Source organism: Streptomyces sp. NPDC056738, assembly GCF_042790435.1.
Taxonomy (GTDB): Bacteria; Actinomycetota; Actinomycetes; order Streptomycetales; family Streptomycetaceae; genus Streptomyces.
Genome location: NZ_JBHTZF010000005.1, coordinates 277,268 through 303,804, shown reverse-complemented (window position 1 = coordinate 303,804; position 26,537 = coordinate 277,268). Strand labels below are relative to the sequence as shown.

Here is a 26,537-nt window from a genome sequence, read left to right as displayed (position 1 = left end):
CCGGCCGCTTGCACGGCATCACCGAAGCTGATGCCAGCCGAGCGCAACGGGAGGACGCGTGAGGAAGGTTCACTTCGACGGCACGCATCGCGTCCGGCGCCCCGCCGACACCTGGGCCGTTCTCGACCCGCTGCGCGACAGCTACGGGATCACCCGGGTCGCCGACGTGACGGGCATGGACCGCCTGGGCGTACCGGTGGCCAAGGCGGTCCGTCCGGGAGCCCGTACGCTCACGGTCACCCAGGGCGGAGGCGTGTCGGCACTGCTCGCCCGTGTCTCCGCGGTCATGAAGTCCCTGGAACGGTGGCACGCCGAGTACGCCTGTCCCCCGCCCCGGGTGACCGGCACCCCCGCACGTGAACTGGGCCTTCCCTACGACGTGCGCGGCCTGCGCCGGAACGCGGGCAGCCTGCTGACCGACCGCACCCCGCTGGACTGGGTCGCCGCCGTCGACGCGGTCACCGGCGTCGCCACCCTGGTGCCGCGGGACTGCGTACGGGTCGACCACGAGGCCGGCGCCCTGTGGAGCCCGCCGCTGCTCACCGGCACCGCCGACGGACTGGCCGGCGGCAACAGCCACCACGAGGCAGTGACGCACGCCCTGTACGAACTGGTGGAACGCGAGTGCGCGTCGGCCGCCGCGCCGCTCACGGCCGAGCGACGGTGGGTGGACCCGAGGAGCGTGCGCGAGGAGCCCTGCGCCCAGGTGCTGCGCCGGCTCGAACTCTCCGGCACGCGGCTGGAGATCGTGGACCTGTCCGACCGCTGGGAACTGCCCTGCTTCGTCACCCGTGTGTGGTCGCCCGACCATCCGGTACCGGCCGTCGGCTCCGGGGCGCACAGCAACGCCGCGACGGCCCTGTGCCGGGCTCTCACCGAAGCGGCGGAGAGACGGCTCACCTCGATCACCCGCAGCCGTGACGACCTGCCCGCCGCCCCGGACTCGTCCGCCGTCGTCCCGCGCCCCGCCGCTTCGACGCGGGACGGCCGCACCGTGTCGTGGCAGGACGTGGCCGCACCGGCGATCCGGTTCGCCGAGGACGAGACCGAGGCACTGTGGCTGGCGAGCGTGGTGCGCAGGATCACGGGCCGTGCGCCGGTCGTCGTCGACCTGAGCACCCATCCCGCGTTCAGCGTGGTCAAGGTGGTACTGGTCGGCTCCGCACCACGCCGTGGGGTCCCCGGAGCCGCGTGCCTGCGGTCGGCCGCCGCTCCGGAAGGGGCCGGATGACCGTCCATGTGTACGCCGGGCCCACGCTTCCGGTGGGCGACGTGCTCGACGCTGTGCCGGAGGCGATCGTCCATCCCCCGGTGCGCCACGGCGACCTGTGGCTCCTCGATCCGCGCCGCGAGGACACCGTACTGATCATCGACGGGGTGCTGCGCGATGCCGAGCCGGTGCGGCACAAGGAGATCCTCGACGTCCTCGGCCGCGGTACCCGGGTGATGGGCGCCGCGGGCCTGGGCGCCCTGCGCGCCGCCGAGTTGGGCCCGTACGGGATGCGGGGCGTCGGTCACGTCTTCAGCATGTACCGGGGCGGCGCGCTGGACGCGGACGACGAGGTCGCGGTCGAGTACCCGCCCTGCGGTTTCCCGGCGCTCACCCTCGCGCTGGTGAATCTGCGCTGGGCACTCGTCCAGGCGGTGGCCCGGCGGCTGATACCCGAGGACCAGGCGGCGCCCGTCCTGCACGCCGCCCGGCAGCTCCACTACACCCGCCGGAACTGGGCCGCCCTGCTGCACCGCGCGGAGCTCACCTGCGCGCGTACGGGCGAAGCCGCCCGCACGTTGCGGCGGTTCACCGCGGAGCACCCCCGACTGGCCGATCTCCAGCGCGAGGACGCGCTGCTGGCACTGGAACAGACGAGGGCCGAGCACGCGCCGGACGCCGCCGGGCCGGCCCGGGCCGCTCTCACCCCTCGCACCTGTCCCATGGAACGCGAGCGCGGCGCACATCGCCCCGCGGTGCCCACGCGCCGGGTGCCGATCGTGTCCGAGCGGGACGTGCTCGGATTCCAGCAGGTCTACGACCCCGACTTCCCCGCGCGCTACCGCCGTTACGCCCTTGAGCGCATCACATGGGGTGTGCCGGCCGGCGCGGACCGCGATCCGGTGCGGGTCGCGCTGTCGGCCGTCGGCGCCGCCCCGGAGACCGCCGGCACCCCCGAGACCACCGCCGCCCCGGAGACCACCGCCGCGCATCTGCCGCAGGAGACGTGGGACTACTGGCTGACGCCGCGTGAGCAGCGTGAGGACGGTGCGCGGCACGGACTGGTACGGCTGCTGGTGCGCTCGTTCCGCGTCGAGCCGGGCGTGGGCACCTTCCACGGCGTCCCCGTCGAGCTGCGCGGAGGCGAGAGTGCCTGGGCGGCGGGCGCGTCCGCGGTGGCCGCGGCCGACCTGCTCAACGAACACGTGGCCCGGTCCGGGACGCACCGTGTGCCGGACCGGGTGCCCGCGGCCGTCGTACGGCGGCATCTCGCGGACGTCTGGAAGTGCGGGGACTCCGCCGAACTGCTGGCGGCGGCCCGGGACCGCGGGTTCGTCTCCCTCGCCGAGGCCGAACAGACAGCCCGCCGCTTCCTGGCCCTGCACGGCGTACGGGCGACACAGGGCCGGCCGTGACCCGCTCGGCCCACCGGCACCCGGCGCGAGGTCCGGTACGGCGACGGGTCCTCGCCCCGGCGGCGGCCTCCGGCCTCCCACGCGAGGTCGGCTCTGCCGTCGGCACGGTGCGGCGGGCAGCGGCGTCTGATGCCGGGTCAGTGCGCGGCGGGCAGCACCGCGGCCGCGTAGAGGCCGCCACCCTCGGCCCGGCTCAGTTCGAGCCGGCCTCCGGAGGCGGTGAGCAGGGCGGCGGCGATCGTCAGCCCCAGGCCGGTTCCCGCGTGGCCTCGGGCGGAGCTGCCCCGCCAGAACGGAGTGCCCGCGCGGGCGATCTCCTCGTCCGTCATGCCCGGCCCCCGGTCGCGCACCCGCACCTCGATCTCCGATCCCCTGCCGTCCACGACGACACGTACCTCGCTGCCGCCGGGCGAGTGGTGCAGGGCGTTGTCGAGGAAGACGTCCAGGCTCTGCTCCAGAGCGCCGCCCGCCTCCAGTCCGGTGACCGCGATCCCGTCCAGTTCGAGCCGGATGCCGCGGGAACGGGCGAGCGGGGCCCACGCGTCGACCCGGGCGGCGGCGATGCCCAGCGCGTCGACGGGCTCGGCGGGGGCCCGTGGCTCCGTGGCCGATCCCCAGGTCAGCACCTGTTCCAGGATCCGGGCGAGCCGGTCCACCTCGTACAGGATGGCGCCCACCTCACGCCGGGCGTGCGCGTTCGGGCCGACGGGCAGCCGCTCCCGGAGCGTCTCCAGGCGCAGCCGCAACGAGGACAGCGGGGCGCGCACCTGATGGGCGGCGGCCGCCGCGACCGTCGGGGCGTCGCCACCGTCGAGCGCCGGCAGGGGCCGGAGCCGAGGCGCCACCCGGGTGGCCGTCATCGTGACTCCCCGCACGGCTCGGGCGTGGCCGACACCGTCAGGCGGTAGCCGACTCCTCGTACGGTCTCGATCCAGTCCTTGTGGCCCAGCTTGGTGCGCAGCGAGCCGACGTGGACGTCGAGGGTGCGGGTCGATCCGAACCAGTTCTCGTCCCACACACGGTCCATGATCTCCTCGCGCTCCCAGACCGTTCCCGGCTCCTCGATCAGCATCGCCAACAGGTCGAACTCCCTTCGTGTGACGCGGACTTCCGTGCCGTCCAGGAGCACCTGGCGGGTGCGCGGGTCGAGCCGCAGGGGCCCGGCACACATCGGGGGCGGGGGTGCGGCCGTACGGTCCGTCTCCCGGCCCGCGACCGTACGGGGCGCGGCCGAGCGGGGCTCGGGTGAATCGGGCGGGACGGGCACGGACCGCGGGCCGGCCGTCGCGGCCTGAGGGTGCTGCGGGCACGGGGTCGTGCGCCGGAGGACGGCGCGCATGCGGGCGAGCAGTTCGTAGCGGCTGAAGGGCTTGGCCACGAAATCGTCGGCACCCATGTGCAGCGCCATCACCCGGTCCATCTCGCTCGCCCGCCCGCTGAGGGTGATCACGGGTACGCACGAGTGCTCGCGGATGCGCCGGCAGACCTCGTGGCCGTCCAGGTCGGGCAGGCCCAGGTCGAGCAGGACCAGTTGGGCCGACGTGATGTGCTCCATGGCCTCCAGGCCGGTGGCCACGCGGTGCACCTGGTAGCCGTGACCGCTCAGCACCTCCCGGAGCGCGTCGGCCACCCCGTCATCGTCCTCGACGATCAGAACATTCATGGACCTGACGCCTCCCCGTCGCGCAACGTTGTGCCGCCGCCGGCGCGTGGGCCAACCCGCTCGGCACGCGCCTCGATCACCGCCCCATCGCGGCGACGGCCGAACCGCTTCGGCCGAGCCCGGCGGCCGTCACCGGTCTCTCGCGAGCTTCCGGGGGTACGGCCGGGCCGGTGCGGAGGGCTCTTGTACTCGTCGCCAAGGACAACGTTGAAAAACGTAACACCGGACGTCACCACCGGCTTCGTTGGTCCAGTCCTTCTCGACCGTCTCTCCAAGGCCGCGACCCCGCCCCACCTCGGGGGTGGGACGGGGTCGCGGGGCCGGACCGTGTCGCCGTGGTCGTGCGGTGGTCGCTACGCGGGGTCGCGGTCGAACTGCGCCTTGGACCAGCGGTGGCCGAGGACGCTCAGGCCCACGCACCACAGCAGGGCGATCCACCAGTTGTTGCCGATCTCGGTGCCCAGGAGCAGTCCGCGCAGGGTTTCGATGGCGGGGGTGAAGGGCTGGTACTGGGCGATCGGCTGGAACCAGCCGGGCATGGAGTGCAGCGGGACGAAGGCGCTGGAGATGAGCGGCAGCAGGATCAGCGGCATGGCGTTGTTGCTGGCCGCTTCGGCGTTGGGACTGCCCATGCCCATGCCGACCGCGATCCAGGTGAAGGCCAGGGCGAACAGGGCGAGCAGCCCGAAGGCCGCCAGCCATTCCACGACGGTGGCGTCCGTGGAGCGGAAGCCCATGGCCACGCCGACCGCGCCGACCAGGACGACGCTCAGCACCGACTGCAGGACGCTGCCGACGACATGCCCGAACAGGATGGAACCTCTGTGGATGGCCATCGTGCGGAAGCGGGCGATGATGCCCTCGTTCATGTCGGTGGCGACGGACACGGCGGTGCCGACGACGGTGGAACCGATGGTCATCAGCAGGATGCCGGGCACGATGTAGGCGATGTAGGCGGAGCGGCCCGCGCCTCCGCTCATGGTGTCGCCGAAGATGTAGACGAACAGCAGCAGGAGCATCACGGGAGTCAGCAGCAGGTTCAAGGTGAGCGAGGGATAACGCCGGGCGTGCAGCAGGTTGCGGCGCAGCATGGTGGAGGAGTCGCGCACGGCGAGGGAGATGGTGCTCATCGGAGGGTCTCCTTGGTCTGGTTGGGCCGGCTCGGCTCACTCGGGTGGTTCGGCTCACTCGGACTCGGCTGGCTCGGCACGGTGGTGGGGCCGGTGAGGGCGAAGAAGACGTCGTCGAGGTCGGGGGTGTGCACGGTCAGTTCGTCGGCCTCTACACCGGCCGCGTCCAAACGGTCGAGTACGGCGCGCAGTTCGCGCTGGCTGCCGTCGCTGGGGAGCTGCAGGGCGAGGGCTTCGTCGTCGCGGGAGGCGTCGCCCAGCGAGGTGGCGGCCGACTGGTAGGCGGTCGGGTCGGTGAAGCGCAGACGGACATGTCCGCCGGGGACGAGCCGCTTGAGCTCCTCCGCGGTGCCCTCGGCAACGATCCTGGCGTCGTTCAGGACCGCGATGCGGTCGGCGAGTTCGTCCGCCTCCTCCAGGTACTGGGTGGTGAGGAAGACGGTGGTGCCGCCGGTCACGAGTTCGCGGATGATCTGCCACATGTTGTGGCGCGAGCGGGGGTCGAGCCCGGTGGTCGGCTCGTCGAGGAAGATGATCCGAGGACTGCCGACCAGGGTCATGGCGATGTCCAGGCGGCGCTTCATGCCACCGGAGTAGGTGGAGGCGGGCTTCTGCGCGGCCTCGGTGAGGTCGAAGCGCTCCAGGAGTTCGGCACTGACACGTCGACCCTCCTCCTTGGAGAGGTGGTGCAGGTCGGCCATCAGGAGCATGTTCTCCTGACCCGTGATCAGGCCGTCGACGGCGGAGAACTGCCCGGTGACCCCGATCGCGGCACGCGCCGCCTGCGGCTCCTTGGCCAGGTCGTGACCGCCGACGCGGATCGGGCCGGAACCGGGGTCCGGGGAGATGAGCGTGGAAAGGATCTTGACGGCCGTGGTCTTGCCGGCGCCGTTCGGGCCGAGCAGGGAGAAGACCGTGCCTTCCGGGACGGCCAGGTCGATGCCGTCCAGGACGGTCTTGTCGCCGTAGGACTTGCGCAGTCCTTGTGCGGCGATGGCCGGGTCGGTCATGGGGGTGCTCCTTTGTCGGGCTGTGGGTCGACGAGGCTGTGGATCGACGAGACTGCGGATCGACGAGACTGTGGATCGACGAGACTGTGGATCAGAGACTGCGAGCGGTGATGTCGCCGTGAGCGGTGGTCGCGCGGATCGTCAGGCCAGGAGTGGCGTCGGCGTTCTTGAGCGTGTTGCTGATCCGGCCGTAGGTGGTGCCGGCGTCCAGGGCGGCGGAGACCCCGGGAGCGGCGCCGACGGTGATGTCACCCATCTGGGTGCTCAGCGTGATCTGCCCACGCGCGGCCTCGGTAATGTTCAGATCGCCCTTCTGCGTGCTGATCTCCGCCGGACCGTGCAGCCGGCCGACGGTGATGTCGGCGTCGAGGCCGGTCAGATGGGCGCTGTCGGCCTCGTCGATCTTGATCGAGCGGTGGCCGCCCTCGAAGGTGACCTCGCCGAGGCGTCCCACGCCGCGGAACTCGGCGGCGGCCGCCTTCGCCTCGACACGGGAGCCGGCCGGGAGCTGCACGGTCACCTCGACGGCCCCGGACGGACCGAGGATCCGGTTCTTCGCCTCCGGGGCCTCGACGCGCAGGACGCCGTCGGCGTAGGCGACCCGGACCTGTCCGGCCGCCTTCACGTCGCGGCCCTTGGAGCGGTTGGCGGGCAGGACCTCGACGGTGGTGTCGGATCGGTCGGCGGCGATGACCTGGATGCGCCCCGCGGGGATGTCGAGGACGGCCGAGACGGGGGCGGGGGTGTCGAACTTCTGCATGATGCTCTCCTTCTCCGGCATCGCGCGCCCTGGTCGGCACGCTGCTTTCCGATGACAGAAACGCTACGTTGCATTCACACATCCAGCAACACGAATGTTGCGCAGGATTACCATAGACGCAGGCAGCGACTCCAATTTCATTGCAACGGTCTTCCGCTTAACGCAACACAGCCTCACAGAATCCGTTGCAATGGATGCAGGTGAACGCTATGTCTCGCGTCGAGGGGGTGCGCAGTGGTGGAGCCGTCGGGGCACCGGGCCGAGAGCCGTGACCTCCGTGACGTCTGCCGGGGCCCGCACCCGCCGCCGAACACGACAGCTCGGCGTGCGAGTTGCTCCGTACGAACTACTCCGTACGGGTGAAGCCTGGGGGTCCGCCGGTGGTCACAGGTGGCCGGTCACGGGCCGGGTCGGCATCGTTGCCCCCGCCCGTTCGACCGACGCCCCCGGAGGACTCCCCATGCTCGGCACAGACTTCGCCCTCGGATCACCCAACTGGCTCGACCTCGGCAGCCCGGACACCGAGGCGGCCGCCGCGTTCTACGGCGCCGTCTTCGGCTGGCAGTTCGTCTCCGCCGGACCGGAGGCGGGCGGGTACGGGTTCTTCCAGATCGACGGGAAAACCGTCGCGGCCCTCGGACCGCTCACCCAGGAGGGCGCGACGTCGGCCTGGATGATCCACTTCAAGGCCGAGGACATCCAGGCCACGGTCTCGGCCGTGACGGCCGGTGGCGGCACCGTCCGGATGGAGCCGATGGACGTCATGGGCGAGGGCCACCTGGCACAGGCCACCGACCCGCAGGGCGCCGAGTTCGCGCTCTGGCAGCCCGGCAAGACCACCGGACTGGGGATCGCCTCCGCCCCGAACACGCTGCTCTGGGCAGAGCTGCACGTCCCCGACCCCCTCGCCGCCATCACCTTCTACGAGGGCCTGTTCGGCTGGCGCAGCCAGGACATGCAGGCGCCTGGCATGACGTACCGGGTGCTGAGCACCAAGGACGGAGACCAGCAGGACGCCTCCTTCGGCGGGGTCGCGCCGATGGGTGACGGCGAGGGCGAACGGCCGCGCTGGGTGCCGTACTTCTTCGCGGAGGACGCCGACGCCACGGCCGCGGCGGCCACGGCGAACGGCGGGTCCGTCCTGATGCCGGCGGCGGACGTCCCGGAGGTCGGCCGGATCGCCTGGCTCGCGGACCCCTTCGGCGCGACGTTCGCCCTGCTGAAGCCCGACCCGCGGATGTGACGGCGCGGCGGGATGCAGGGCGCTCCGCCCGGCATCCCGCCGCGTCGAGCCGGTCAGGCGGCGCGGCAGAGCGCTACCTGACCGGCCGGCGCCGGGACGCGGACCGTGGCCCCCGCTGTGGACGCCGGGCAGGCGGTGCGGACGGCGTCCGTGTCCGGCACGGGGGTGCGCTGGACAATGACCGAACCCGGCACAGCGGCGCGACGGACGGCGACCGAACCCGGCTCGGGGGCACGGCGGGCGGTGCCCGCCGCGTTCTGTGCGTGGCCGCGGGCGAAGACGACCAGACGCAACGCCACGAACCGGGCCACGCCGGCGAGCGCGGAGGCGGACAGGTAGACGGCCTGCTCGACCGCGGCACCGGGCGACGCCACCACGTGATGCAGGACGACCATCGCCATACAGGTCACCGCGTACGTGGCCGCGGCGGACCCGGCCGACTGCACGTGCTGACTCCAGGTGGCGCGCCCGCCCGCACCGAACGTGAAGCGGGCGTGCAGTTCGGTGGCCAGGAGAGTGGAGGCCGCCGTGATCAGGGCGTTGGCCAGGCTCCAGGGAATCCAGGAGGCGAGGGCCGCCACGGCGAAGCTGGAGGCGAGCCCCACTCCCCCACCGCAGAGCACGAAGCGAGCGAAGGCGGTGAAGGCACCCGGAGCGGCGGCCTGCCGCCGGCTCTGCGCAGTTTCCATGATCCCCACCCCTTTGTCCGTTCGCTCGACCGATCGACGAGGCCGACTCGCCATCGTTTCTGATATCGGAAACGCTACGTTGCGTTCATGGATCCAGCAACGGATTAATTGCGGTACAGCGCTATATGCGCAGGTGGTTGTCGATAAATTGTTGCAATGGCTATAGGTCTAACGCAACAGACCGAGCCGTCGCCGTTGCATTGGAAGAGGCTGAACGCTACAGCGGGACGGCACGCGGGCCCGGAACCGAGCGGGTGGGCGACGAGTCCCGTACGGCTGGTTCGACCGGCTGTTAGCGTGCGCGGATGGAAGATCTTGGACCCGTCATATGGCCGCCCGAGCCGATCAGGACCGAGCGCCTCGTGCTCCGTGAGCCCGAGGGCCGGGACCGCGCGGCGTTCATCGAGTTGCTCGCCTCGCCGGAGGTGCACACCTACCTCGGCGGCCCCCGGCCGCGCGACGAGCTGGAGCGCGAGACGCCCGAGGTGCCGGAGCGGTGGCCCGGGAGCTTCGTCGTCGAGCTCGACGGGGCGATGATCGGCCAGATCCTGCTCAGGAGAGCGACCGGGCACCGACGCCCTGCCGCCGCGGGGAAGGTCGACCTCGGCTACCTGTTCCTGCCGCGGGCCTGGGGATCCGGGTACGCCGCCGAGGCCTGTGCGGCCGCCCTCGACTGGCTCGCCGACGCGCTTCCCGGCGAACCCGTGGTGCTCGCCACCCAGACCGCCAATGCGGGCTCGATGCGTCTCGCGGCGAAGCTCGGGTTCACGGAGGTGGAACGATTCGAGGCCTGGGGCGCCGAGCAGTGGCTCGGCATGCGGCCCACGGTCACGCCTGTCTCCACCGCTCAGTCACCCGGGCACACGCCGTAGGTCGGGGCGGCCGCCCCGCGATCGTCCTTCTTCGGGGAGCCGCCCGGACCTCGAGCATGTGGATCGAGAGCGTGGCGTACGTCGTGCCCGTGCCGCCCAGGAGGCGCTCAGGGCTTGGTCAGGGCGCTCTCCAGCAGGGGAAGCAGGCGGTCCCAGTGGCGTCGCAGTGCGGCGGGGTCGAAGGCGTCGGTGTCGGCCATGGTGAAGCCGTGGACCGTTCCCGGGTAGATCTCGCAGCTGTGCTCCACGCCCGCGGCCTCCAAGGCCTGGTCCAGCTTGCCGACCACCTCGGGGGTCATGTCGCTCTCGGCGATGCCGAGATGGACCCGCGCGGTGAGCTCGGGGAAGAGGAGGTGCGGACTGTCGGGGGCGTCACTCAGCAGCGGGCTGGGATGGAACCCCGCGAGGGCGGCCACCTGGCCGGGGTGGGCGGCCGCGGTGCGGACGGCCACGTTGGCGCCCATGCAGTAGCCGATGACACCCACCGGTCCGGCGACGACCTCGGGCTGTGCGGTGAGGAACCGGAGGTAGGCGTCGGCATCGCTCAGGACGCGCTCGACGGTGTGCGCCTGGATCTGGGGCATCACCTGGGCGAAGACCGCGGGCCGGGCCTCCTGCGTGATGTGCTCGGGAAGGTCGAACACCGGGGCCGGGCTGTGCCGGTAGAAGATGTTGGGGACGAGGACGTAGTAGCCGTGTCCGGCCAGCTCGCGGGCCATCTCCTCCAACACGGGCCGTACGCCGAAGGCGTCCATGTACAGCAACACCCCCGGGTGCCGCTCGCCGTTGTCGGGGAAGGCGGCGAGGGCGTCGGCCCGGCCGTCCGGAGTCGGGATCTGCAGTGCCTTGACGACGGGAATGACGGATCTTCTTTCCTCGGACCGATGACCGGGGCGGAACCGTCCGCGCGCACACGGCCGCGGTCCGGTGGATCCAGCACAGCGTGATCGTCGTACCGGTTCACGGCCGGCCGGCTCCAACACCCCGGACGCTGCTGTCGGTTCATCCTAGGGCCTGTCTGACAATTCCCGTCGTCGCCCGAAGGGCGGCCCGGCGGCGTCAGGCGCGTGCTCTCGGCGTGCCGGCCCCAGACCCGCGTACTGGACGTACTCGGGTCTGGGGCCGGTGCGGCGAGAGTGCGTGCATGGCGTCGCCGGGCAGACGGGAATTGTCAGACAGGCCCTAGGCGCGCGCGGCCACGACCGGGCGAACTGAAGAGATCTTGAGCGGGTCACGTGCGTGTCGGTGGGGTCACGGACGCGGTCCCGAGCCGCCCCGGCGGGTCCGGAACCTCCGAGGGCGGCGCGTCCGGGCCGCCCGGAGTGTCAGTGGCGGGTTGTACGTTGCGGTCATGGGCGTCTATCTGGTCAGTGTCTGTGCGGAGGACTGGTTCACCGAGGGTGAGGACGGGTGGGGGGACGTGGCCTCGGCACTGAACGAGGAACTGCGGCAACGGGGGCTGCCGCCCTATGAGTCGGTGCCCGAGGAGACGGACTTCGTCCGCGGTTCGGGGCAGGCCTTCGAGGAGAAACTGATCCCTTCGATGGACGGCTTCTGGGCGCTGTGCCAGGCCCGACTGTCCAAGGAGGACGCGGAGATCGTCTGCGACTGGACACTCCTCGTGCCGTTCTCGCTCGACGACACGATCACGCTGCCGGTCGAGTCCGGCTATTCGGACTCGACCGTCGTGCTTGGCGCGCCCCGGTTGCTGGCGATCGCGGAGAGACTGGCGGCGGCCATCGAGCTGCCGCCCGAGACACCGGAGATGTGCGACAACCTCGATCTGACCACCTGGTTCCGGGACGGAGCGGCGCAACGACTGGCCGCTGCCCGACCGGGCCCCTGGAGCGACGACCTGGACACGGCCTTCTACGTCGCACTGTCCCTGCGCGCCGCCCAGCACTCCATACGCCGCGGCTGCCCGATGGCCTACTCCTGAGCCCGGTGCGGAGACACGCCGGGCGCGCCTCCGGGACCGTCAGAGACGTCCGTACGACGAGCGATGCGGTACAGCACGTTCGGGCGCAGGGGCCCTTCGGGCGCGCTGGGGTCGTCGAAGTCGTCGACCGGGTCCCGGGTCATGCCGATCCGACGCATCACAGCCTGCGACCGCACGTTGGTGGCTGTCGTGACGGCGAGGATCTCAGGGAGCCCAAGGGTGTCGAAGCCGTGGGACAGGACGGTCAGCGCGGCCTCGGTGGCGTAGCCGTGGCCCCAGGCCGAGCGGGCGAGCCGCCAGCCGATCTCCACTCCGGTGAACGGCATCTCGTCGTCCACGTCGTCCAGGCCGGCGAAGCCGATGAACTCGCCCGTGGCCTCCACCTCGACCGCCCACCACCCGTAGCCCCGCTGGTCGAACTCGGCCTGGAACAACGCCACCGAGGCATCGCTCTGGTCGCGGGTCAGCAGGTCGCCCAAGTGCTCTCGCACCTCGGGATCGGCATTCATGGCCGCCCACGGTTCAAGGTCGGACTCACGCCATCGGCGCAGGACAAGGCGGTCGGTACGCAGTTCAGCCATACCGCCCAGCCAACGCGAGCGCTGGTCCCGGGGCAATCTGTTTTTGCCCTGGGCCCGCGTCCGGATCAGCTCGAGGCCCAAATCCTTGTCCGGACTGGCGCGCCTCACGTACTTCGTCTGTAACCCGGTCGTGGAGACGGGCATGCCGTAGTACTCCTGAAAATTCCCCAGTGTCGCACCCCTACTCGCTCGGAGTCGTCGATGACCGTTCGCCGTGTCGTGCCCAACGTTCAGTCGGAGGCAGTGCAGGAGAGCCGGGAGTTCTATGGCCTGCTGGGCTTCGAGGAGGTCATGAACCACGGCTGGATCATGACGCTCGCCTCCCCGTCCCATCCGACGGCACAGGTCAGCTTCATGGCCAGGGACAAAACCGCGCCGGTCACGCCGGACATGAGTGTGGAGGTGGACGACGTCGACGCCGCCTACGCGGTCATGCGGGAGCAGGGCGCGGAGATCGTGCATCCGCTGCAGGACGAGGAGTGGGGAGTACGCCGCTTCTTCGTCCGCGACCCCAACGGCCGGGTGATCAACGTGCTGGGCCACCGTTGACCCGGCCCCGCTGCTCGTCGTGAGCGGTGCTGATCACCACCGCTCACACGGCACGCGCCATGCAGACCAGTTGATCCCGGTCGTCCCATGACTCGGTGACGACGAAGCCGAACCGCTCGTACAGAGCGATGGCCCCGGTCCGCCATTCCCATACCGACAGACGAACGGTGCCCGCGCCGCTCTCCGCGGCATGGGCGAGCGCGGCACCGAGCAGGCTCGACGCGATGCCCCGGCCCCGGAATTCCGGATCTGTCCAGAGCCGCTTGATCTCCGACCGCCCGTCAGCGGGGGCGGTCACCACCAGACAGCCCGCCGTGGCGCCTCCGCTCAGAGCCACCAGCACCGCATCGTCGGCGAACGCGGTCCGCGGGTCCGAGATCTCCGCCCGGTAGCGGTCCGGCAGTCCGTCCACCGTGGCGACGGACTCACCCTTCTCAGCCTCCGTCCGCAGATGATAGGCCGCCAGCAGATCAGGCAGTCCGTCCTCGACGAAAGGAGTCCGGCCTGGCCAGCGGACGACGGAAACCTCGCCATGATCAGTCATGACGTCAGCATCACACGGGACGAACCGGGCCCAGTCCGTGTAGGCGGTGAGTGCTCGCCACACCAGGGAGGAGCCAGTGGGCGTGGCTAGCGAGGGCGCACTGCGTAGGTCAGGTGTGTCACCCGCGGCGACGGTTCCGAGCGGAGGGGCTCCAGGGCGATCCTGGAGGCGTCCACGCCGTCGAACAGGCGGGTGCCGGAGCCGAACAGCACGGGTGACAGCGTGATCGAGAACTCGTCGACCAGGCCGGCGTTCAGGTACTCCAGGATCGTCGCGCCGCCGCCTGCGATCCGGACGTCACGGTCGCCGGCGGCCTCGCGAGCCTGGTCGAGGGCGTGCTCGATGCCGTCGTCGACGAAGTGGAACGTCGTGCCACCCAGCCGTTCCCAGGGGTCGCGCTTGGTGTGCGTCACGACGAAGACCGGGGTGTGGAAGGGCGCGTCCTCCGGCCACGACTGCTCGCCGAGGTCGAACATGCGCCGGCCCATCACGCTCGCGCCAGTACGCTCGAACGTCTCCCGCGCGATGTCGTTGTCGCGCCCTTCCTCACCGCCCTCGCCGAGCTTCAGGTTCTCCCGGAAGAACCGCAACGGGAAGATCCACTGTTGCAGCTCCATCCACTGCGCCATCCAGCGCCGGACCCGCGGATCGTCCTGCTTGTCGGGCGCGAACAGCTCGCCCTCTACGGGCACGGACTCGGGCGCGATGAAGCCGTCCAGCGACATCGACACGCTGAAGAACACCTTCCCGGCCATCAGCCCTCAGCTCCCTTCCGCAGGGTCTCGGTGACGTAGGCCGCCAGGTTGCCCAGGGTCTGCCGGCCGCCCTCGATCGCGTGGTACTTCTCGATCGCCTCGTCGCGCATCGCCTTGGTGGGGAACACTGTCCGCATCTCGATCCGGGTCGCCGCTCCGTCCGGGGCGAACGCGATGACGGACTCGAAGGCGTTCGGGTCGTCCCGGACCTCACCGTGCAGCAGCGCGATCCGCTCCGGCGGGGCGATCCGCACCCAGCGGATCCACTCGGAGTAGTCGGTGCCGTCGGGCCCGTGCAGGACGAAGTCCCACTCCCCGCCCTCACGGAACTCGAAGGACTTCGTGGTGGTGGTGAACCCCTCTGGGCCCCACCACTTCGACAGGTGCCGGACCTCGGTGAACGCCTCGAACACCAGCTCCCGTGGGGCGTCGATGACCCGGGAGATCACGATCTCCCGGTCGGCCGTCGTCGACGCCGTCGGCGTCTCCTGCCTCGCTCCCGCCATCGGTCAGTCCTCCTGCCGTGCCTGCTTGAGGTCCTGGACGTAGGTGTCCAGCCGGTCGAAGCTCTCGTTCCAGAACCGCTCGAACCCGCCGGTCCACTCGTGCACCGGTCGCAGCCCGCGGGCATCGAGGCCGTAGAGGCGCTGCTTGCCCACCTTGCGGTCCCGCACCAGCCCGACCTCCCTGAGCACCCGCAGGTGCTTGGACGCCCCCGGCTGAGTCATCCCCAACTCCTGGGCCAGGTCGGTCACCGGCCGTTCACCCGCCCGCAGCAGCGCCAGTATGTCCCGGCGCTGCGGCTCGGCGATCGCGTTGAAGACGTCCGATGTCGTCGCTGCTCGTGCCATGCCAGCCATCATATTCCCATATCGGCATGCGTCAAGCGAAGAGAAAGGGGCGGGTCACGTCGTACGACGCGACCCAGCCCCAGGAACGCCCGCTCACACGGACCCTAGGAACTCTCGCGCTCCGCGCAGCCGCGTGCGCAGTCGCTTTTGGGCGGCGCTGCTGTCGAGGCGGACGTCCAGGGCTCCGGGCACGAAGGAGTCGGCTCGGCGCCCGGTGGGCAGTCGGCTCGCGTCGAGTCCGTCGCGCCCGGCGATGAGAACGCCGAGCTCGTGACGGCTGAGGGCGTCCGCTCCGGCAACGTGGAACGTCCCCGCGTGGTCGGACGCGGCGAGTTCGCACACTGCGGATGCGAGGTCGTCGACATGTACGGGGCAGCGGATGTCGTCGGTGAAGAGGACGCCGTCGCGGGCGCCCGCGACCAGGTCGTGGACCATGCGCTCGTGCGCGGATCGGCCATGCCCCACGATCAGCGATGTACGAACGATCGCGGCGTCCGGCGCCAGCAGCCGCACGGCGGTTTCAGCGGTGGCTTTCGCCGCACCGTAGGGGGTGAGGGGGTCAGGCAGGCAGGTCTCGTCGTAGTGGATCCGGGCGCCTGAGAACACGGCGTCACTGGAGACGTGGACCAGCCGGCAACCGCGTTTCGCCGCGGCCGCCACCAGATGGAAGGCGGCGTCGGCGGTGACCGTCCAGTCGCTACCTCCGCTCGTCGCGTTGACGACGACAAGGGGAGCAACCTCCGCCAGTACGTCGTCGAGCCGCCCGGGGACACGAAGGTCGAGCTCGTACCACGCGACGCCGGGCAGGGACCCCGGCCAGGAACAGGACGTCGCGGCCGTCTCCCAGCCCGCGGCAACTGTCTGACGTACGAGCTCCGTTCCCAGAAATCCACTGCCGCCGACGATCAGGATCCTCATGGCTCCCGACGGTAGGGCAGCGCTCATCCGCTCCGTCCGATCGGCCGTCGGCAGTCGCCTTCGTAAGCGCGGCAACGCGAACGTCTCTGGCTCGAAGGCGAGTTCACGGTGTTGTCGCGTCCTCGGTGGTCATCGCCAGGAGGACCAGGGCGTCGTGTTCGGCCGTGCCGGGAGGGGCCTGGTAGAGCAGGATGCGTCGGCCGTCGCCGGCGGGGCTGAGCACCTCGTTGGCGAGGGTGACCGGGCCGATCACCGGATGCCGGAACGCGGTCTCGCCGGCGCGTTTGATCCACACCTCGTGCCGACGCCACAGGGCGGCGAACTCACCGCTGGCCGAGGTCAGTTCGGCGACCAGCGCGGCGGTCCGTTCCGGGGCGGTCAGTTCGGCGGTGTGCAGGTGCGCGACGCAGTTGCGGGCCACCCGGTCCCAGTCGGTGAACAGGGTCCGCGCGGCCGCGTGCAGGAAGGTGTACCGGATCGTGTTGCGCTGTCCGGCGGGCCAGTCGCCGAGCCCGGGCATGAGCGCGAAGCCCTCCGGGTTCGCCGCCAGAACGTCGTTGACCTCGTCGAGCACGTACGCCGGGCTGGGCCGGACCGACGCCAGCAGCAGGTGCAGGCCCGTGCCCGCCGGCCGCGGCTCGGACGGTCGGCGGCGCGGGGTCCGCCCGGCGACCTGGTCGGCGAGGCCGAGCAGATGGGCGTGCTCGTCGTCGGTCAGCCGGAGGGCCCGGGCGAGCGCGTCCAGTACGGCGTCGCTGGGCGCCCTCTCCCGGCCCTGCTCGATCCGGATGTAGTAGTCCACGCTCACGCCGGCCAGCACGGCCAACTCCTCGCGGCGCAGCCCTGGTGTACGCCGGACGCCCGGCCCGGTGGGCAGCCCGACGTCGGCCGGGCCGATCCGCCCGCGCCGGATCCGGAGGAACTCGGCCATCACGTTCACGGCGTGAAGTCTGCCATCGGCCGGTCTCCTCCAGGGTGGCCGTGTCACACCCAGGAACCACGCGGCCTTCTCGGGGAAGCTCCGGCGGCGCAGCCTCGGATCATGACTGAATCGATCATCATCGGCGGCGGCTCCGGCATGGGCCTCGCCCTCGCGAGGACTCTGGTGGCCGAGGGAATGGATGTGGCGATCGTCGGCCGGTCCGCGGACCGGCTCGCGAAGGCGAAGGAGGAACTGGAGGGTGCCGGGCACGGGCGGATCGACACGATCGCGGCCGACCTGGGGCGGGAGGAGGACATCGCCGAACTGTTCGACAAGGTAGGGCGCGTGGAGCACGTGGTCGTCACCGCGGCGGACGCCACCGGCGTGTACGGGCGGACCACCGACGTTCCCACCGCGACCGCACGGACCGTCGTGGACACCAAGCTGCTCGGTGCCTGGCTCATCGGCAAGTACGCGGCCGGGCGGGTCACCGGCTCGATCACGTACACCTCGGGCATCAACGCGTACCGTCCCAACGGCTCCAACACCATCATGGCCGCGGCCAACGGCGCGCTCGCGTCACTGGCGTACGGGCTGGCGATCGAACTGGCGCCGGTGCGCGTGAACGTCGTCTCCCCCGGCTGGGTGGACACCCCCATCTGGGACCAGCTCGGGATGGACAAGCAGGCCGCCTTCACCGAGTTGGCGGCGAGGCTCCCGGCCCGCCGTATCGGTACCCCCGACGACATCGCGCAGGCGTTCCTCTCGGTGATGCGCAACGGATTCATCACCGGAACCGTTCTGCACGTCGACGGAGGACATCGCATCACCTGACCCGCACTTGGACGCCCCGTACCGGCCCCGGGACTCGGAACCCGAGCCCCCGGGACCGGTAAGAGGCACCAGGCACCTGGCACCCCCGTATGCCGGCGCCAGGACCCCCGCAATCGCGCAGCTCACAGGCCGGACGGTCGATCCCCGTAGGCGGTCGTCCGGCCCGCCCAGCCGTGCGTTAACCTGCGCAGCCATGAGCAGAGATGAGGCCGGGTCAGCCGACATAGCGGCGCAGGACACAGCCCGGTTCGACTACACCCCCGACGCGGCGGACTACGACCGGGCGCTTCGGCGATTCTCGCTGGGGACCTGGCCGGGGCGCACCGGTTCCCTTCTGCTTCCCGTCGCGTTCGGGGGTGCGGCCTTCCTTGTTCGGGTCCTGGTCTGGCACCTCGACGAGATCCAGATCATCGCCGCGGGCGTGCTGTGCGTCATCGCGGTGTTCATGGTGCGCGGCCATTTCCGCAAGCAGCGGGTGCGGCGCCAGTACGAGGACTGGGCGGCCTACGGTTCCTGTCACACCCTGCTCACCGAGACCGGCGTGACGACGACAGGCGAGAGCGGGAAGAGCGACAGCGCCGACTGGCACGCGTACCCGTGGTGGTTCGAGACGCCGGAGCTGTTCGTCCTCACCGGAAGCCTGGGGTACTTCTTCGTGCTGCCCAAACAGGGTGCCGCCTCGGAGGACGACGTCGTCCGGGCGCGCGACCTGTTCGCACGGCACCTTCGACGTATCTGAGAGCGCCACCCGACCGCCGTCTGAGCGCCCCTCCCCGGCCCAGTCCCCCGCCCAGCCCGCGTGCCCGGCGCCTGCGCCTACTCCTTGGCGGTGGCCACCGTCACCGCGCGCACCCGGAGTGCCGCACGTCCGGGCAGCGCGGTGGCGACCAGGGCGAGGAGGCCGGCGACCCCCACGACAGTGACGTACAGCAGCGGGACGACGGCCGGGGCGGGGCGGCCGGTCATCCCGACGCTGAACGCGGTCAGGACCGCGAGCGCGATTCCGCTGCCGAGCACGGTGGCCAGAAGCAGCACCGACAGGGCCTCGGTGCGCAGCATGCGCAACACCTGCCGTCGGGTGGCCCCCGCGAGTCGGAGCAACGCGAACTCACGGACACGTTCGGAGACCGACATGGCGAGCGTGTTGACGACGGCGATGGCGGTGAAGATCAGGACCAGTCCCATGGCCACGTAGTTCACCTCCGCGTTCGACTGCTGCCGCTCGGCCTGGAGGTGGTCGGCGGTCCGAGGGGAGACGACCCGGACGCCGGGCAGATCACGCAGCGCCGCCGCGATCTGCGGTCGGCTACGGGTCGTACGGACGAGGACGGATGCGGCGAGCGGGTTGTCCACGTGGCGTGCGACCAGGTCGTGGGCGAAGGTGAGGTCTCCGAAGCCGAGCCCCTTGGCGTAGACGGCGGCGACGGTCAGCTCGGCCGGTGTGCCGTCGCCAAGTGTGAGCTTCAGGGTGCTGCCGGGCTTCAAATGGAGCTGTCCTGCGGCCAGTTCGCTCACTGCCACGGTGCGATCGGTGAGCCGGGCGAGGGAGCCTGCGGTGACGCCCGGATCCCAGGTGCGGGTGAGTCCGGCGGGAGTGACGCCCTGCGCCGCGTACTTGTCGAGGCCGACCCGGACGGTCGTACGTACCACTTCGGTCGCCACGTCACCGTGCGCCCGGAGTTCCCGTGCCGCTCCGGCAGGGACGCCCGGTCCGGCAGAGACCACGACCCAGTCCGCGCGCACTCCTTCACGGGCCTGGGCTCGGGCGGCGTTGCCGAGGGTGGGCGTGACGAACAGGACCGTGCAGGTCATGCCGACGAGGAGGGTGAGAGGGGTGACGACAGCGGCCATACGGGCGGCGTTGCCGCGCAGGTTGGCCGTGGCGAGCCGGCCGCCCGGCCCGGTGAGCCGCAGCGGGCCGCCGAGCAGCAGCATGGCCGCTTTGACCAGGAGTGGTCCCAGCAGGGCGACGGACGTGGACAGCACCACAACTGCCAGGAAGGTGACCGGTGTTGACGCGGGCTCCGTGTGCAGGGAGGTGAGGACGAGGACGAGAGCCGTGCCTCCGCCGAGCAGGAGGAGTCCCGCGAGGACACGTCCCCAGGGGAGCCGCCCTGGTTCGGTGCGGGATTCGGCGAGCGCCTCGGCCGGCCGGATCCGGACGATCCGGCGGGAGGCGACCCGGGCGGCGGCCCAGGCTCCGGCCAGCGTCGCGGTGACGCCCGCGACGACGGGGAAGACGCCGGCGGTGTGCTCAAGCGTCCCCGGGACGGCGCCCATGGCCACGAATCGGCTGTGCAGCGCACTGCCCAGTGGCAGTCCGAGCAGGGCGCCCGTGAGACCGGCGACCCCGCCGACGATCAACGCCTCACGGCCCAGCAGGCCCCGGATCTGGCCCGGGCCGGCGGCGATGGCGCGCAGCAGGGCGAGTTCGCGGTGGCGCTGCTGCACGGTCAGGGCGAAGGTGCCGACGACCACGAGCACGGCCACCAGCAGCGAGGTGCCGCCCATGGCGCCGCCGAGGCTCACCAGCTTGGTGCGGGCCGAGGCGGCGTCCAGGAATTCGACGGCGCCACGGGCGTCCCCGCCGCTGACCTGCGCGGTGGTTCCGCGCAGTGCCTGCGCCACGGCCGAGTGCAGTCGGCCGACGTCCGTACCCGGGGCGGGGAACACGCCGAACGCGGAGACGGACCCTGCATGTGCGGCCAGCCTGCGGGCTTCGGTGGTGGAGAAGAACAGCGACGTCTGATGCCGTACGTCCGCGGCCGGCGCGGCGATTCCGGAGACGCGGTAGGCGCGCGGCGCCTGGGTCGACTGGACGGTGAGCCGGTCGCCGACCGCCAAGCCGGCCCGCTGGGCGAGCCAGGAGTCGATGACGAGGTCGTTCGCCGCCTTCGGGGCACGGCCCGTGGTCAGCCGGTACGGCGTCAGGGCGGCGGAGTCCCAGGCGTGCCCGTAGGCAGTGCGACCGCCCGTGCCTCCCGGCGTCGACGGCTGGGCGAGGAAGGTCAGTTCCGGCACGACCCGGGCGACACCCGGGGCGTGTTCGAGGGTGCCTCGCAGACTCTGCGGAAGCCAGGCCCGCTCAGCGATGGGCTTCGCCTTGTGCTTGACCTTGGTCTTGCCCTTCTTGTGTTTGACGGTGGTCCGGTGAATGTTCTGGTCGGCCGAGACCACGACGGGGGTGGCGGCGTAGCGTTCGGTGCGGATCGTCCCGCGCAGTCCCGTCTCCAAGAGGGTGCCGCAGGCGGTGATGAGGGCGGCGGCGCACATCAGGGCGAGGAAGGCACCGAGGAACCCGCCCTTGCGGGCACGGACCGACTTCAGGGCGTAGCGCAGCATCATGAGTGCTCGGTCCTCTTCACGGTGGGCGGATTCGTGGAGTGCGCGGCACGGAGGTCCCACCCGCCGAGGTCGCCGTCGCCCTGTCCGTCGCCGTCGGTCTGTCCGCCGAGGTCGCCGTCGCCCTGCCGTCCGGTGGTTCCGGGTTCGCGTGCCATGCGTACACAGTCGTCTGTGCACAGGGCTCCGCGCACTGCGGTGGACCGGCGTCCGCGGCAGGGGGTTAGCCCTACCTGGTGGAAACAGGCTTCTCAGAGCGGCCAGCGGCACATTCTCCTTACGGGCCCGCCCCGTTGTCGTCAGGAGAAGTCCGGGCACTCCCCCGCGAAGCCCTCCGAGCCGACCGCTACTGCCTGATCCGTGCCGTCGCGGTCGGGACGGTTGACTGGGTTCCGACCGCCGACCGCCGACCGCCGTCCGCCGAAGAGGACCGGGGTCTCTCCTCGACGGGCGGCGGCCCTGCGAAGCGGCCTGCCACCTGCCGTCCGCCGGCAACCGGGCGAGGTGACCTGTCACCTGGTGACGGCCCGACGGCCGGGGCTCAGGTCACGTGGCAGGTGGGCTCAGGTCAGGTGCCAGGTGGGCTCAGTTCAGATGGCGGCTGAAGAAGCGGGCCGCGTCCTCCACCTCGAACCACGGGGTGCCGGCGTGGCCGCCCAGATTGGCGTGCAGGGTCTTCTCCTTGGCGCCGAAGGTGTCGAACAGATCCAGGACCGGCTGCCGTTCCATCCCTTCGTCGTCCCACTGCATGAGGAACTGCAGCGGGACGGTGATCCGCCGGGCGTCCTCGCGCAGGGAGTCGGGTACGAAGGTCTGGCCGAAGAAGACGGCGGCCGAGACGCGCGGATCGAGCACCGCGAGCCGGATGCCGATGGCGACCATCCCCTCGTAGCCGACCGGACCGCCGATCTCGGGCAGCGCGAGGAGGGCGTCCAGGGTGGTCCGCCATTCCGGGACCGCCCTCTCGACCAACGGGACGATCATGGCGTCGAGGATCTCGTCGAGCGGCTCACCGGCCTGCGCGGCCCGGCGGAGGTCGGCGCGGTACTGCTCGTCGACGGCGGAACGGGGCCGGTCACCGCACCCGGGGGCGTCGATGGCGGCCACCGCGAAGCCGTACTGGGCGCAGTAGTGTCGGGCCCGGGCCACCAGCCGGGGAAGCCGCTTGTGGAAGCCACCGGGGTGGCCGATCAGGATGAGGGGGGCCGGCGCGGATCCGGACGTCCACAGGACACCGGGGATCTCGCCGAGGCTGAAGTCGCGCTCGAGGACGCCGTCGTCGAGGCGCTGTTCGGAAGTGAAGTGCATGGTCGTGCCTTTCGGGAGTGCTCTGGAACGGCGCTCCCGGACGACCTATCGCCCGACCGTGGCCCCAGAGGGGAGCACCCATGTCGATACTGCGTTCACGGGTACCACCTCCTCGTTCTCTCGCACGGCCTCCCGGAAGGTAGCAGCGGTCGCCGTGACCAGCCAACGGGTTTTCGGTAGTCACGGCGCTCCCCCTCACATGGACTCGACAGCCCCGAGCAGACGCTCGACCGCCTCGTCGACCGTGGAGCGGGGGCAGCCCAGGTTCACCCGCATGTAGCCGTGGCCCTCCCTGCCGAACTTCTGGCCCTTGTCCAGCCACAGCCGCGCCCTGGTGAGCATGAACTTGTCCAGGGACTCGGCGTCCAGCCCCAGTCCCCGGCAGTCCATCCACGCCAGATAGAGGGAGTCGGTCGGCAGGACCCGCACCTTGGAGGTGGCGGAGTTGACCGACTCCGCGAAGTGCGCGTGATTGCCGCGCAGGTAGGTGAGCAACTCCTCCAGCCAGGGCTCTCCGTGCGTGTACGCCGCCTCGGCCGCGACCATGCCCAGCAGGTTGACCAGCGGGAACATGTTCCGGTCGTACTGGCGCTCCAGTTCCGCCCGCACCCCGGGGTCGGGCACGAAGACGTTGGCGCTCTGCAGTCCGGGGAGGTTGAACGTCTTGCTGGGTGCGGTGCAGGTGATGCTGTTGCGTGCGAACTTCTCGCCGAGCGAGGCGAAGGGGATGTGCTCGCGCTCCGGGTTCAGGACGAGGTCCTGGTGGACCTCGTCGGAGACGACCAGGACGCCGTGCCGGGCGCAGATCTCGCCCATGGTCCGCAGTTCGTCCTCCGTCCACACGTTGCCGGTGGGATTGTGCGGGTGGCTGAGGATGAACACCTTGGTGTCGGGGCGGATGGCGGCCTCGAAGGTGCGGGCGTCGAACTCGTAGCCGTCGTCGGTGCGGTGCAGCGGCGCGAAGGCGAGGTGGCGGCCGTTCAGCAGGACGTCCTCGTGGAAATGGACGTAGACCGGGGGCTGGATGAGGACCGAGTCGCCGGGCGCGGAGAACGCCTGCACGATGGTCTTGAGCGTGGTGATGATCCCGGCGGTCTGCAGCACCCACTCCCGGGGGACCTCCCAGCCGAACCGTTTGGCCTGCCAGCCGGTCACGGCGTCGACGTAACTGTCGGTCGCACCGCCGGGGTACCCGAAGACGCCGAAGTCCACGGCCTCGTGGAGCGCGTCGAGCACGGCCTGGGGCGCCCTGAAGTCGGTGTCGGCGACCCACATCGGCAGCGGATCGGCGGCGATCTCATCGACCGTCAGGAACTCCTGGGCACGGGCCCATTTCATGGAGTTGCTGTGCCTGCGGTCGACGACGACGTCGAAGATCGATCCGGTCCCGGTCCCGGGGGCGTTCCGTGCTGTCCGGCCGTGGGGGGCGGTGTCAGGTGCCATGGCTGGATGCTAGTCACGCAGGTGGACATGCGGTTTGCGGATTTCGCCCGCCATGAGGTCAGAGGGTGAGCAGCTCCTCGTGGAAGCCGCCGAACTCACGCTCCCGGTCGATGAGATGGATCTCCAGAATCCAGTGGCAGACGCGGCCCGCCTTGTCGGTGCGGCGCAGGGGCGTGTCGTTGGCGGGGGCGATGTACGACTCCACGTCCGCGCCGTCGATCCACTCGTGCGGGAACTCGCCGACCAGATGTCCGGCGTGCCAGCCGCCCAGCTCCCACCCGGCCTTGATGGCCAGCCGCTCGACCTCGGCGTACAACTGCCTGCCGGTGATGCCCGGAGTGTCGGCGAAGTGCCGCTTGCCGGCGGCGAAGATCTGCGGCAGGTCGGCTCGCAGCCGGTGCTTGACCGGGTCGTCGCCGAGGACGAACGTACGCCCGAAGTCGGCCTCGTACTCCTCGAAGACGGGCCCGAAGTCGGCGAACACGATGTCGTCCGGGCCCAGCACCCGGTCCGGCGGGTTCTCCTTGTACGGCTTCAGGGTGTTCGGGCCCGAGCGCACGATCCGTTTGTGCCAGTGCCGGGTGGTCCCGAAGAGCTCGTTCGCCAGGTCGCGAACCCGGTCGCTGACGGCCCGCTCGCCCTGTCCCGGCGCCACCAGTCCGCGCTTCTCGATCTCCGCGAAGAGCCGCTCGGCCTTCGCCTGCGCGTCCAACAGCCGTGCCGCGCGCGTCTGTTCGTCATGAGCCATACCAAGGACGGTAGATTGCACTGGACTTTGGAGTCAATCACATTGCACTCCAGGGCTCGGTACAGCAGGCCCCGTCCGGCATGGCCCGGCTCGTCAGACACCCACGGCCACGATCAGCAGGACGACCACGAGCAGGCCGACGTACGCGGCGGAGTGGACGCGGTCCGGGACCCGGCCGGCGACCCGGCGCGCCACGGCGATGGTCGGCAGCGATCCGAGGAGCAGGGCGGCACCGGCGGCCAGATCGACGTAACCGAGGCGGCCGGTGGCGGCGGTCGTGGTGGGGGTGAGGGCGTAGACGAGGGTCCCGGCCAGGGCGACGGGGACGCTGAGGGGGTTGGCCGTGGCGGTCGCGTCGGCCATGGGAAGGCCTCTGCGGCGCAGGAGCGGAACCGTCATGACACTGCCGCCCACGCCCAGCCCGGCGGCCACCAGACCGATGCCGAAGCCGCCTGCGGTGACGGTGCTTCGCCCCAAAGGCTTGAGGGGCGTCCGGGGTGCCGCGACGAGAAAGCCCTTCCGCAACAGGCTGTCGGCGATCGTCACGAGCAGGTAGGCGGCGAACAGGAGGCGCAACGCCGTACCGCCGATCAAGGTCGCCGCGAAGGAGCCGACGGCGGCACCGGCGGCGATGAATCCCGCCAGCGGCCAGACGTACGCACGAAGCAGCCGACCCGCGCGCCACTGGACCAGCGCGGCCACCGCGGCGTTGACCACCATGACCGCCGCCGAGGTGGCCACCGCGACGTGCATGGCGTCCGCGCCGGTCCCCGGACGCTCCGCGGCGGTCAGGACGCCGTAGACGACGGGAACGGTGACGAATCCGCCGCCGAAGCCGAAGAGCACCGTCGTGACGCCGGTCAGGCAGCCGAAGAGCAGGAGGAGGGAGAACGAGGTCGGCATGGATCCGACGCTAGAGATCACGCCGTATGGCGGGCAATCGATGAACCGCCGACTTCCTACGCGTAGCGGACACCACCCACGCACGATCCGCCGTAACCTCGCGGCATGCGCAACATCCCGGTCGCGGACGTGGACGACCTCGACCGTGCCGTGCTGGCCATCGGCACCGACTACCCCCAGGACCACCTGCTCGTCTGGCACGAGCATCGGCGTGCGCAGGTCCTGTACGCGGCCACGGGCGTCATGCGGGTGGAGACGGACGACGACGACTGGACGATCCCCACTGCGCGCGCCGTACTGATCCCGCCCATGACCCGGCATCAGGTCACCATGACGGGCGTCAGTACGCGCAGCCTCTACATCGAGCCCGCCGCCGCGCCGTGGTTCCCGCGCCGCTGCCAGGCCGTCGACGTCTCCGCCCTGCTCCGGGCACTGATCCTGGAAGCGGTCGAGATGGAGCCGCTCTATACCGAGCACAGCCGCGACGCGGCGATCGCCACCCTCGTCCTGCACGAGCTCAAGAACCTCACGCCGCTGCCCCTCGATGTCCCGCTGCCGTCCCATCCAGGGCTGCGAGCCCTGTGCGAGGACTTCCTGCGGAAGCCGGCCATCCACGACGCGCCCGGGCGCTGGTGCGCGGTCCTCGACGTCAGCGAGCGCACCCTCGCCCGCCTGTTCCTGCGCGGCACTGGCCTGAGCTTCTCCCAGTGGCGGCAACGCGCCTGCATCCTGCACTCCCTGCGACACCTCTCCGCCGGCATGCCCGTCACCCGCGTCGCGGGTCTCCTGGGCTACGAGAACCCCGCCGCGTACACGGCCGCGTTCAAGAAACTCCTGGGCCGGCCGCCGACGGCGTACCGGAGCCCCGGCAGCACCCGAGCCGGCACCTGACCGGCGCGCGGCGAAGG

General features: G+C 71.0%; 29 protein-coding genes. 9 read left to right on the top strand and 20 right to left on the bottom strand.

Translation table 11 applies throughout. From position 1 onward, the window contains the following. Positions 1-58 precede the first annotated feature (58 nt). The gene (locus ACFRIC_RS15500; protein WP_382785039.1) at positions 59-1,231 is read left to right on the top strand and encodes a YcaO-like family protein; all 1,173 of its coding nucleotides are present in this window, start codon (positions 59-61) and stop codon (positions 1,229-1,231) included. Next, positions 1,228-2,625, top strand: a complete 1,398-nt coding sequence (locus tag ACFRIC_RS15495) for a TfuA-like protein (protein ID WP_382785036.1) — start codon at positions 1,228-1,230, stop codon at positions 2,623-2,625. Before ACFRIC_RS15500 ends, ACFRIC_RS15495 begins: the two co-directional genes overlap by 4 nt. 137 nt (positions 2,626-2,762) lie before the next feature. Here ACFRIC_RS15495 and ACFRIC_RS15490 read toward each other — a convergent pair whose 3' ends face one another. From ACFRIC_RS15490 to ACFRIC_RS15470, 5 genes are all read right to left on the bottom strand, one after another. After that, on the bottom strand, positions 2,763-3,485 hold the full coding sequence (locus tag ACFRIC_RS15490) for a sensor histidine kinase (RefSeq protein ID WP_382785033.1): 723 nt from the start codon (positions 3,483-3,485) through the stop codon (positions 2,763-2,765). Next, positions 3,482-4,288: a winged helix-turn-helix domain-containing protein gene (locus ACFRIC_RS15485; protein WP_382785029.1), complete on the bottom strand. Its 807-nt coding sequence runs from the start codon at positions 4,286-4,288 to the stop codon at positions 3,482-3,484. The genes ACFRIC_RS15490 and ACFRIC_RS15485 overlap by 4 nt, the downstream gene beginning before the upstream one ends. A gap of 353 nt (positions 4,289-4,641) precedes the next feature. Next, positions 4,642-5,418, bottom strand: a complete 777-nt coding sequence (locus ACFRIC_RS15480; RefSeq protein WP_382785027.1) for an ABC transporter permease — start codon at positions 5,416-5,418, stop codon at positions 4,642-4,644. Then, positions 5,415-6,428, bottom strand: coding sequence for an ATP-binding cassette domain-containing protein (locus tag ACFRIC_RS15475; RefSeq protein WP_382785024.1), 1,014 nt, complete (start codon positions 6,426-6,428; stop codon positions 5,415-5,417). Before ACFRIC_RS15475 ends, ACFRIC_RS15480 begins: the two co-directional genes overlap by 4 nt. Before the next feature lie 91 nt (positions 6,429-6,519). Then, complete coding sequence (locus tag ACFRIC_RS15470; protein WP_382785021.1) at positions 6,520-7,188, bottom strand: DUF4097 family beta strand repeat-containing protein; 669 nt, start codon at positions 7,186-7,188, stop codon at positions 6,520-6,522. 460 nt (positions 7,189-7,648) lie between these two features. Here ACFRIC_RS15470 and ACFRIC_RS15465 point away from each other — a divergent pair, with 460 nt between their 5' ends. Continuing rightward, a complete protein-coding gene (locus ACFRIC_RS15465) occupies positions 7,649-8,431 on the top strand; it encodes a VOC family protein (protein WP_382785019.1) in 783 nt (260 codons plus the stop codon). A gap of 53 nt (positions 8,432-8,484) precedes the next feature. Here the strand turns inward: ACFRIC_RS15465 and ACFRIC_RS15460 are convergent, their stop codons facing one another. Continuing rightward, entirely contained in the window at positions 8,485-9,120 is a 636-nt protein-coding gene (locus ACFRIC_RS15460; RefSeq protein ID WP_382785016.1) for a hypothetical protein, read from the bottom strand. A gap of 305 nt (positions 9,121-9,425) precedes the next feature. On the opposite strand from ACFRIC_RS15460, the gene ACFRIC_RS15455 reads away from it, so the two are divergent. Beyond that, entirely contained in the window at positions 9,426-9,992 is a 567-nt protein-coding gene (locus ACFRIC_RS15455) for a GNAT family N-acetyltransferase (protein WP_382785014.1), read from the top strand. A gap of 107 nt (positions 9,993-10,099) precedes the next feature. On the opposite strand, the gene ACFRIC_RS15450 is transcribed toward ACFRIC_RS15455, so the two are convergent. Further along, positions 10,100-10,852 (bottom strand): dienelactone hydrolase family protein, encoded by a 753-nt coding sequence (locus tag ACFRIC_RS15450; protein ID WP_382785920.1) that lies wholly within the window; start codon positions 10,850-10,852, stop codon positions 10,100-10,102. Positions 10,853-11,343: 491 nt separating this feature from the next. On the opposite strand from ACFRIC_RS15450, the gene ACFRIC_RS15445 reads away from it, so the two are divergent. Continuing rightward, complete coding sequence (locus ACFRIC_RS15445; RefSeq protein ID WP_382785011.1) at positions 11,344-11,931, top strand: hypothetical protein; 588 nt, start codon at positions 11,344-11,346, stop codon at positions 11,929-11,931. Here the strand turns inward: ACFRIC_RS15445 and ACFRIC_RS15440 are convergent. Then, on the bottom strand, positions 11,922-12,512 hold the full coding sequence (locus ACFRIC_RS15440; RefSeq protein WP_382785007.1) for a GNAT family N-acetyltransferase: 591 nt from the start codon (positions 12,510-12,512) through the stop codon (positions 11,922-11,924). The genes ACFRIC_RS15445 and ACFRIC_RS15440 overlap by 10 nt on opposite strands. A gap of 201 nt (positions 12,513-12,713) precedes the next feature. On the opposite strand from ACFRIC_RS15440, the gene ACFRIC_RS15435 reads away from it, so the two are divergent. Beyond that, entirely contained in the window at positions 12,714-13,061 is a 348-nt protein-coding gene (locus tag ACFRIC_RS15435; protein ID WP_382785004.1) for a VOC family protein, read from the top strand. Between the two features lie 43 nt (positions 13,062-13,104). On the opposite strand, the gene ACFRIC_RS15430 is transcribed toward ACFRIC_RS15435, so the two are convergent. From ACFRIC_RS15430 to ACFRIC_RS15405, 6 genes are all read right to left on the bottom strand, one after another. Continuing rightward, positions 13,105-13,605, bottom strand: coding sequence for a GNAT family N-acetyltransferase (locus ACFRIC_RS15430; protein WP_382785001.1), 501 nt, complete (start codon positions 13,603-13,605; stop codon positions 13,105-13,107). 86 nt (positions 13,606-13,691) lie between these two features. Continuing rightward, positions 13,692-14,360 carry a dihydrofolate reductase family protein gene (locus ACFRIC_RS15425; protein ID WP_382784999.1) on the bottom strand — a complete coding sequence of 223 codons (669 nt, stop codon included), beginning with the start codon at positions 14,358-14,360 and terminating at the stop codon, positions 13,692-13,694. Next, on the bottom strand, positions 14,360-14,866 hold the full coding sequence (locus ACFRIC_RS15420) for an SRPBCC family protein (protein WP_382784996.1): 507 nt from the start codon (positions 14,864-14,866) through the stop codon (positions 14,360-14,362). The genes ACFRIC_RS15425 and ACFRIC_RS15420 overlap by 1 nt, the downstream gene beginning before the upstream one ends. A gap of 3 nt (positions 14,867-14,869) precedes the next feature. Further along, positions 14,870-15,211 (bottom strand): ArsR/SmtB family transcription factor, encoded by a 342-nt coding sequence (locus ACFRIC_RS15415; protein ID WP_382784994.1) that lies wholly within the window; start codon positions 15,209-15,211, stop codon positions 14,870-14,872. A gap of 93 nt (positions 15,212-15,304) precedes the next feature. Then, entirely contained in the window at positions 15,305-16,129 is an 825-nt protein-coding gene (locus ACFRIC_RS15410; RefSeq protein ID WP_382784991.1) for an SDR family oxidoreductase, read from the bottom strand. Positions 16,130-16,232: 103 nt separating this feature from the next. Further along, positions 16,233-17,060 carry a helix-turn-helix domain-containing protein gene (locus ACFRIC_RS15405; protein WP_382785917.1) on the bottom strand — a complete coding sequence of 276 codons (828 nt, stop codon included), beginning with the start codon at positions 17,058-17,060 and terminating at the stop codon, positions 16,233-16,235. 111 nt (positions 17,061-17,171) lie between these two features. Here ACFRIC_RS15405 and ACFRIC_RS15400 point away from each other — a divergent pair, with 111 nt between their 5' ends. Both ACFRIC_RS15400 and ACFRIC_RS15395 read left to right on the top strand, forming a co-directional pair. After that, entirely contained in the window at positions 17,172-17,885 is a 714-nt protein-coding gene (locus ACFRIC_RS15400; protein WP_382784988.1) for an SDR family oxidoreductase, read from the top strand. 193 nt (positions 17,886-18,078) lie between these two features. Beyond that, positions 18,079-18,624: a hypothetical protein gene (locus ACFRIC_RS15395; RefSeq protein ID WP_382784986.1), complete on the top strand. Its 546-nt coding sequence runs from the start codon at positions 18,079-18,081 to the stop codon at positions 18,622-18,624. Between the two features lie 77 nt (positions 18,625-18,701). Here the strand turns inward: ACFRIC_RS15395 and ACFRIC_RS15390 are convergent, their stop codons facing one another. The 6 genes from ACFRIC_RS15390 to ACFRIC_RS15365 form a co-directional block, all read right to left on the bottom strand. After that, a complete protein-coding gene (locus tag ACFRIC_RS15390; protein ID WP_382784983.1) occupies positions 18,702-21,230 on the bottom strand; it encodes an FtsX-like permease family protein in 2,529 nt (842 codons plus the stop codon). After that, positions 21,227-21,385, bottom strand: coding sequence for a hypothetical protein (locus ACFRIC_RS15385; RefSeq protein ID WP_382784981.1), 159 nt, complete (start codon positions 21,383-21,385; stop codon positions 21,227-21,229). The genes ACFRIC_RS15390 and ACFRIC_RS15385 overlap by 4 nt, the downstream gene beginning before the upstream one ends. 427 nt (positions 21,386-21,812) lie before the next feature. Next, complete coding sequence (locus ACFRIC_RS15380) at positions 21,813-22,535, bottom strand: alpha/beta hydrolase (protein ID WP_382784978.1); 723 nt, start codon at positions 22,533-22,535, stop codon at positions 21,813-21,815. Positions 22,536-22,730: 195 nt separating this feature from the next. Beyond that, on the bottom strand, positions 22,731-23,978 hold the full coding sequence (locus tag ACFRIC_RS15375) for a MalY/PatB family protein (RefSeq protein ID WP_382784975.1): 1,248 nt from the start codon (positions 23,976-23,978) through the stop codon (positions 22,731-22,733). Positions 23,979-24,036: 58 nt separating this feature from the next. After that, complete coding sequence (locus ACFRIC_RS15370) at positions 24,037-24,726, bottom strand: M24 family metallopeptidase (protein ID WP_382784971.1); 690 nt, start codon at positions 24,724-24,726, stop codon at positions 24,037-24,039. Positions 24,727-24,819: 93 nt separating this feature from the next. Further along, a complete protein-coding gene (locus ACFRIC_RS15365; RefSeq protein WP_382784969.1) occupies positions 24,820-25,629 on the bottom strand; it encodes a sulfite exporter TauE/SafE family protein in 810 nt (269 codons plus the stop codon). 105 nt (positions 25,630-25,734) lie between these two features. On the opposite strand from ACFRIC_RS15365, the gene ACFRIC_RS15360 reads away from it, so the two are divergent. Beyond that, on the top strand, positions 25,735-26,520 hold the full coding sequence (locus tag ACFRIC_RS15360) for an AraC family transcriptional regulator (protein ID WP_382784967.1): 786 nt from the start codon (positions 25,735-25,737) through the stop codon (positions 26,518-26,520). The last annotated feature ends 17 nt before the right edge of the window (positions 26,521-26,537 follow it).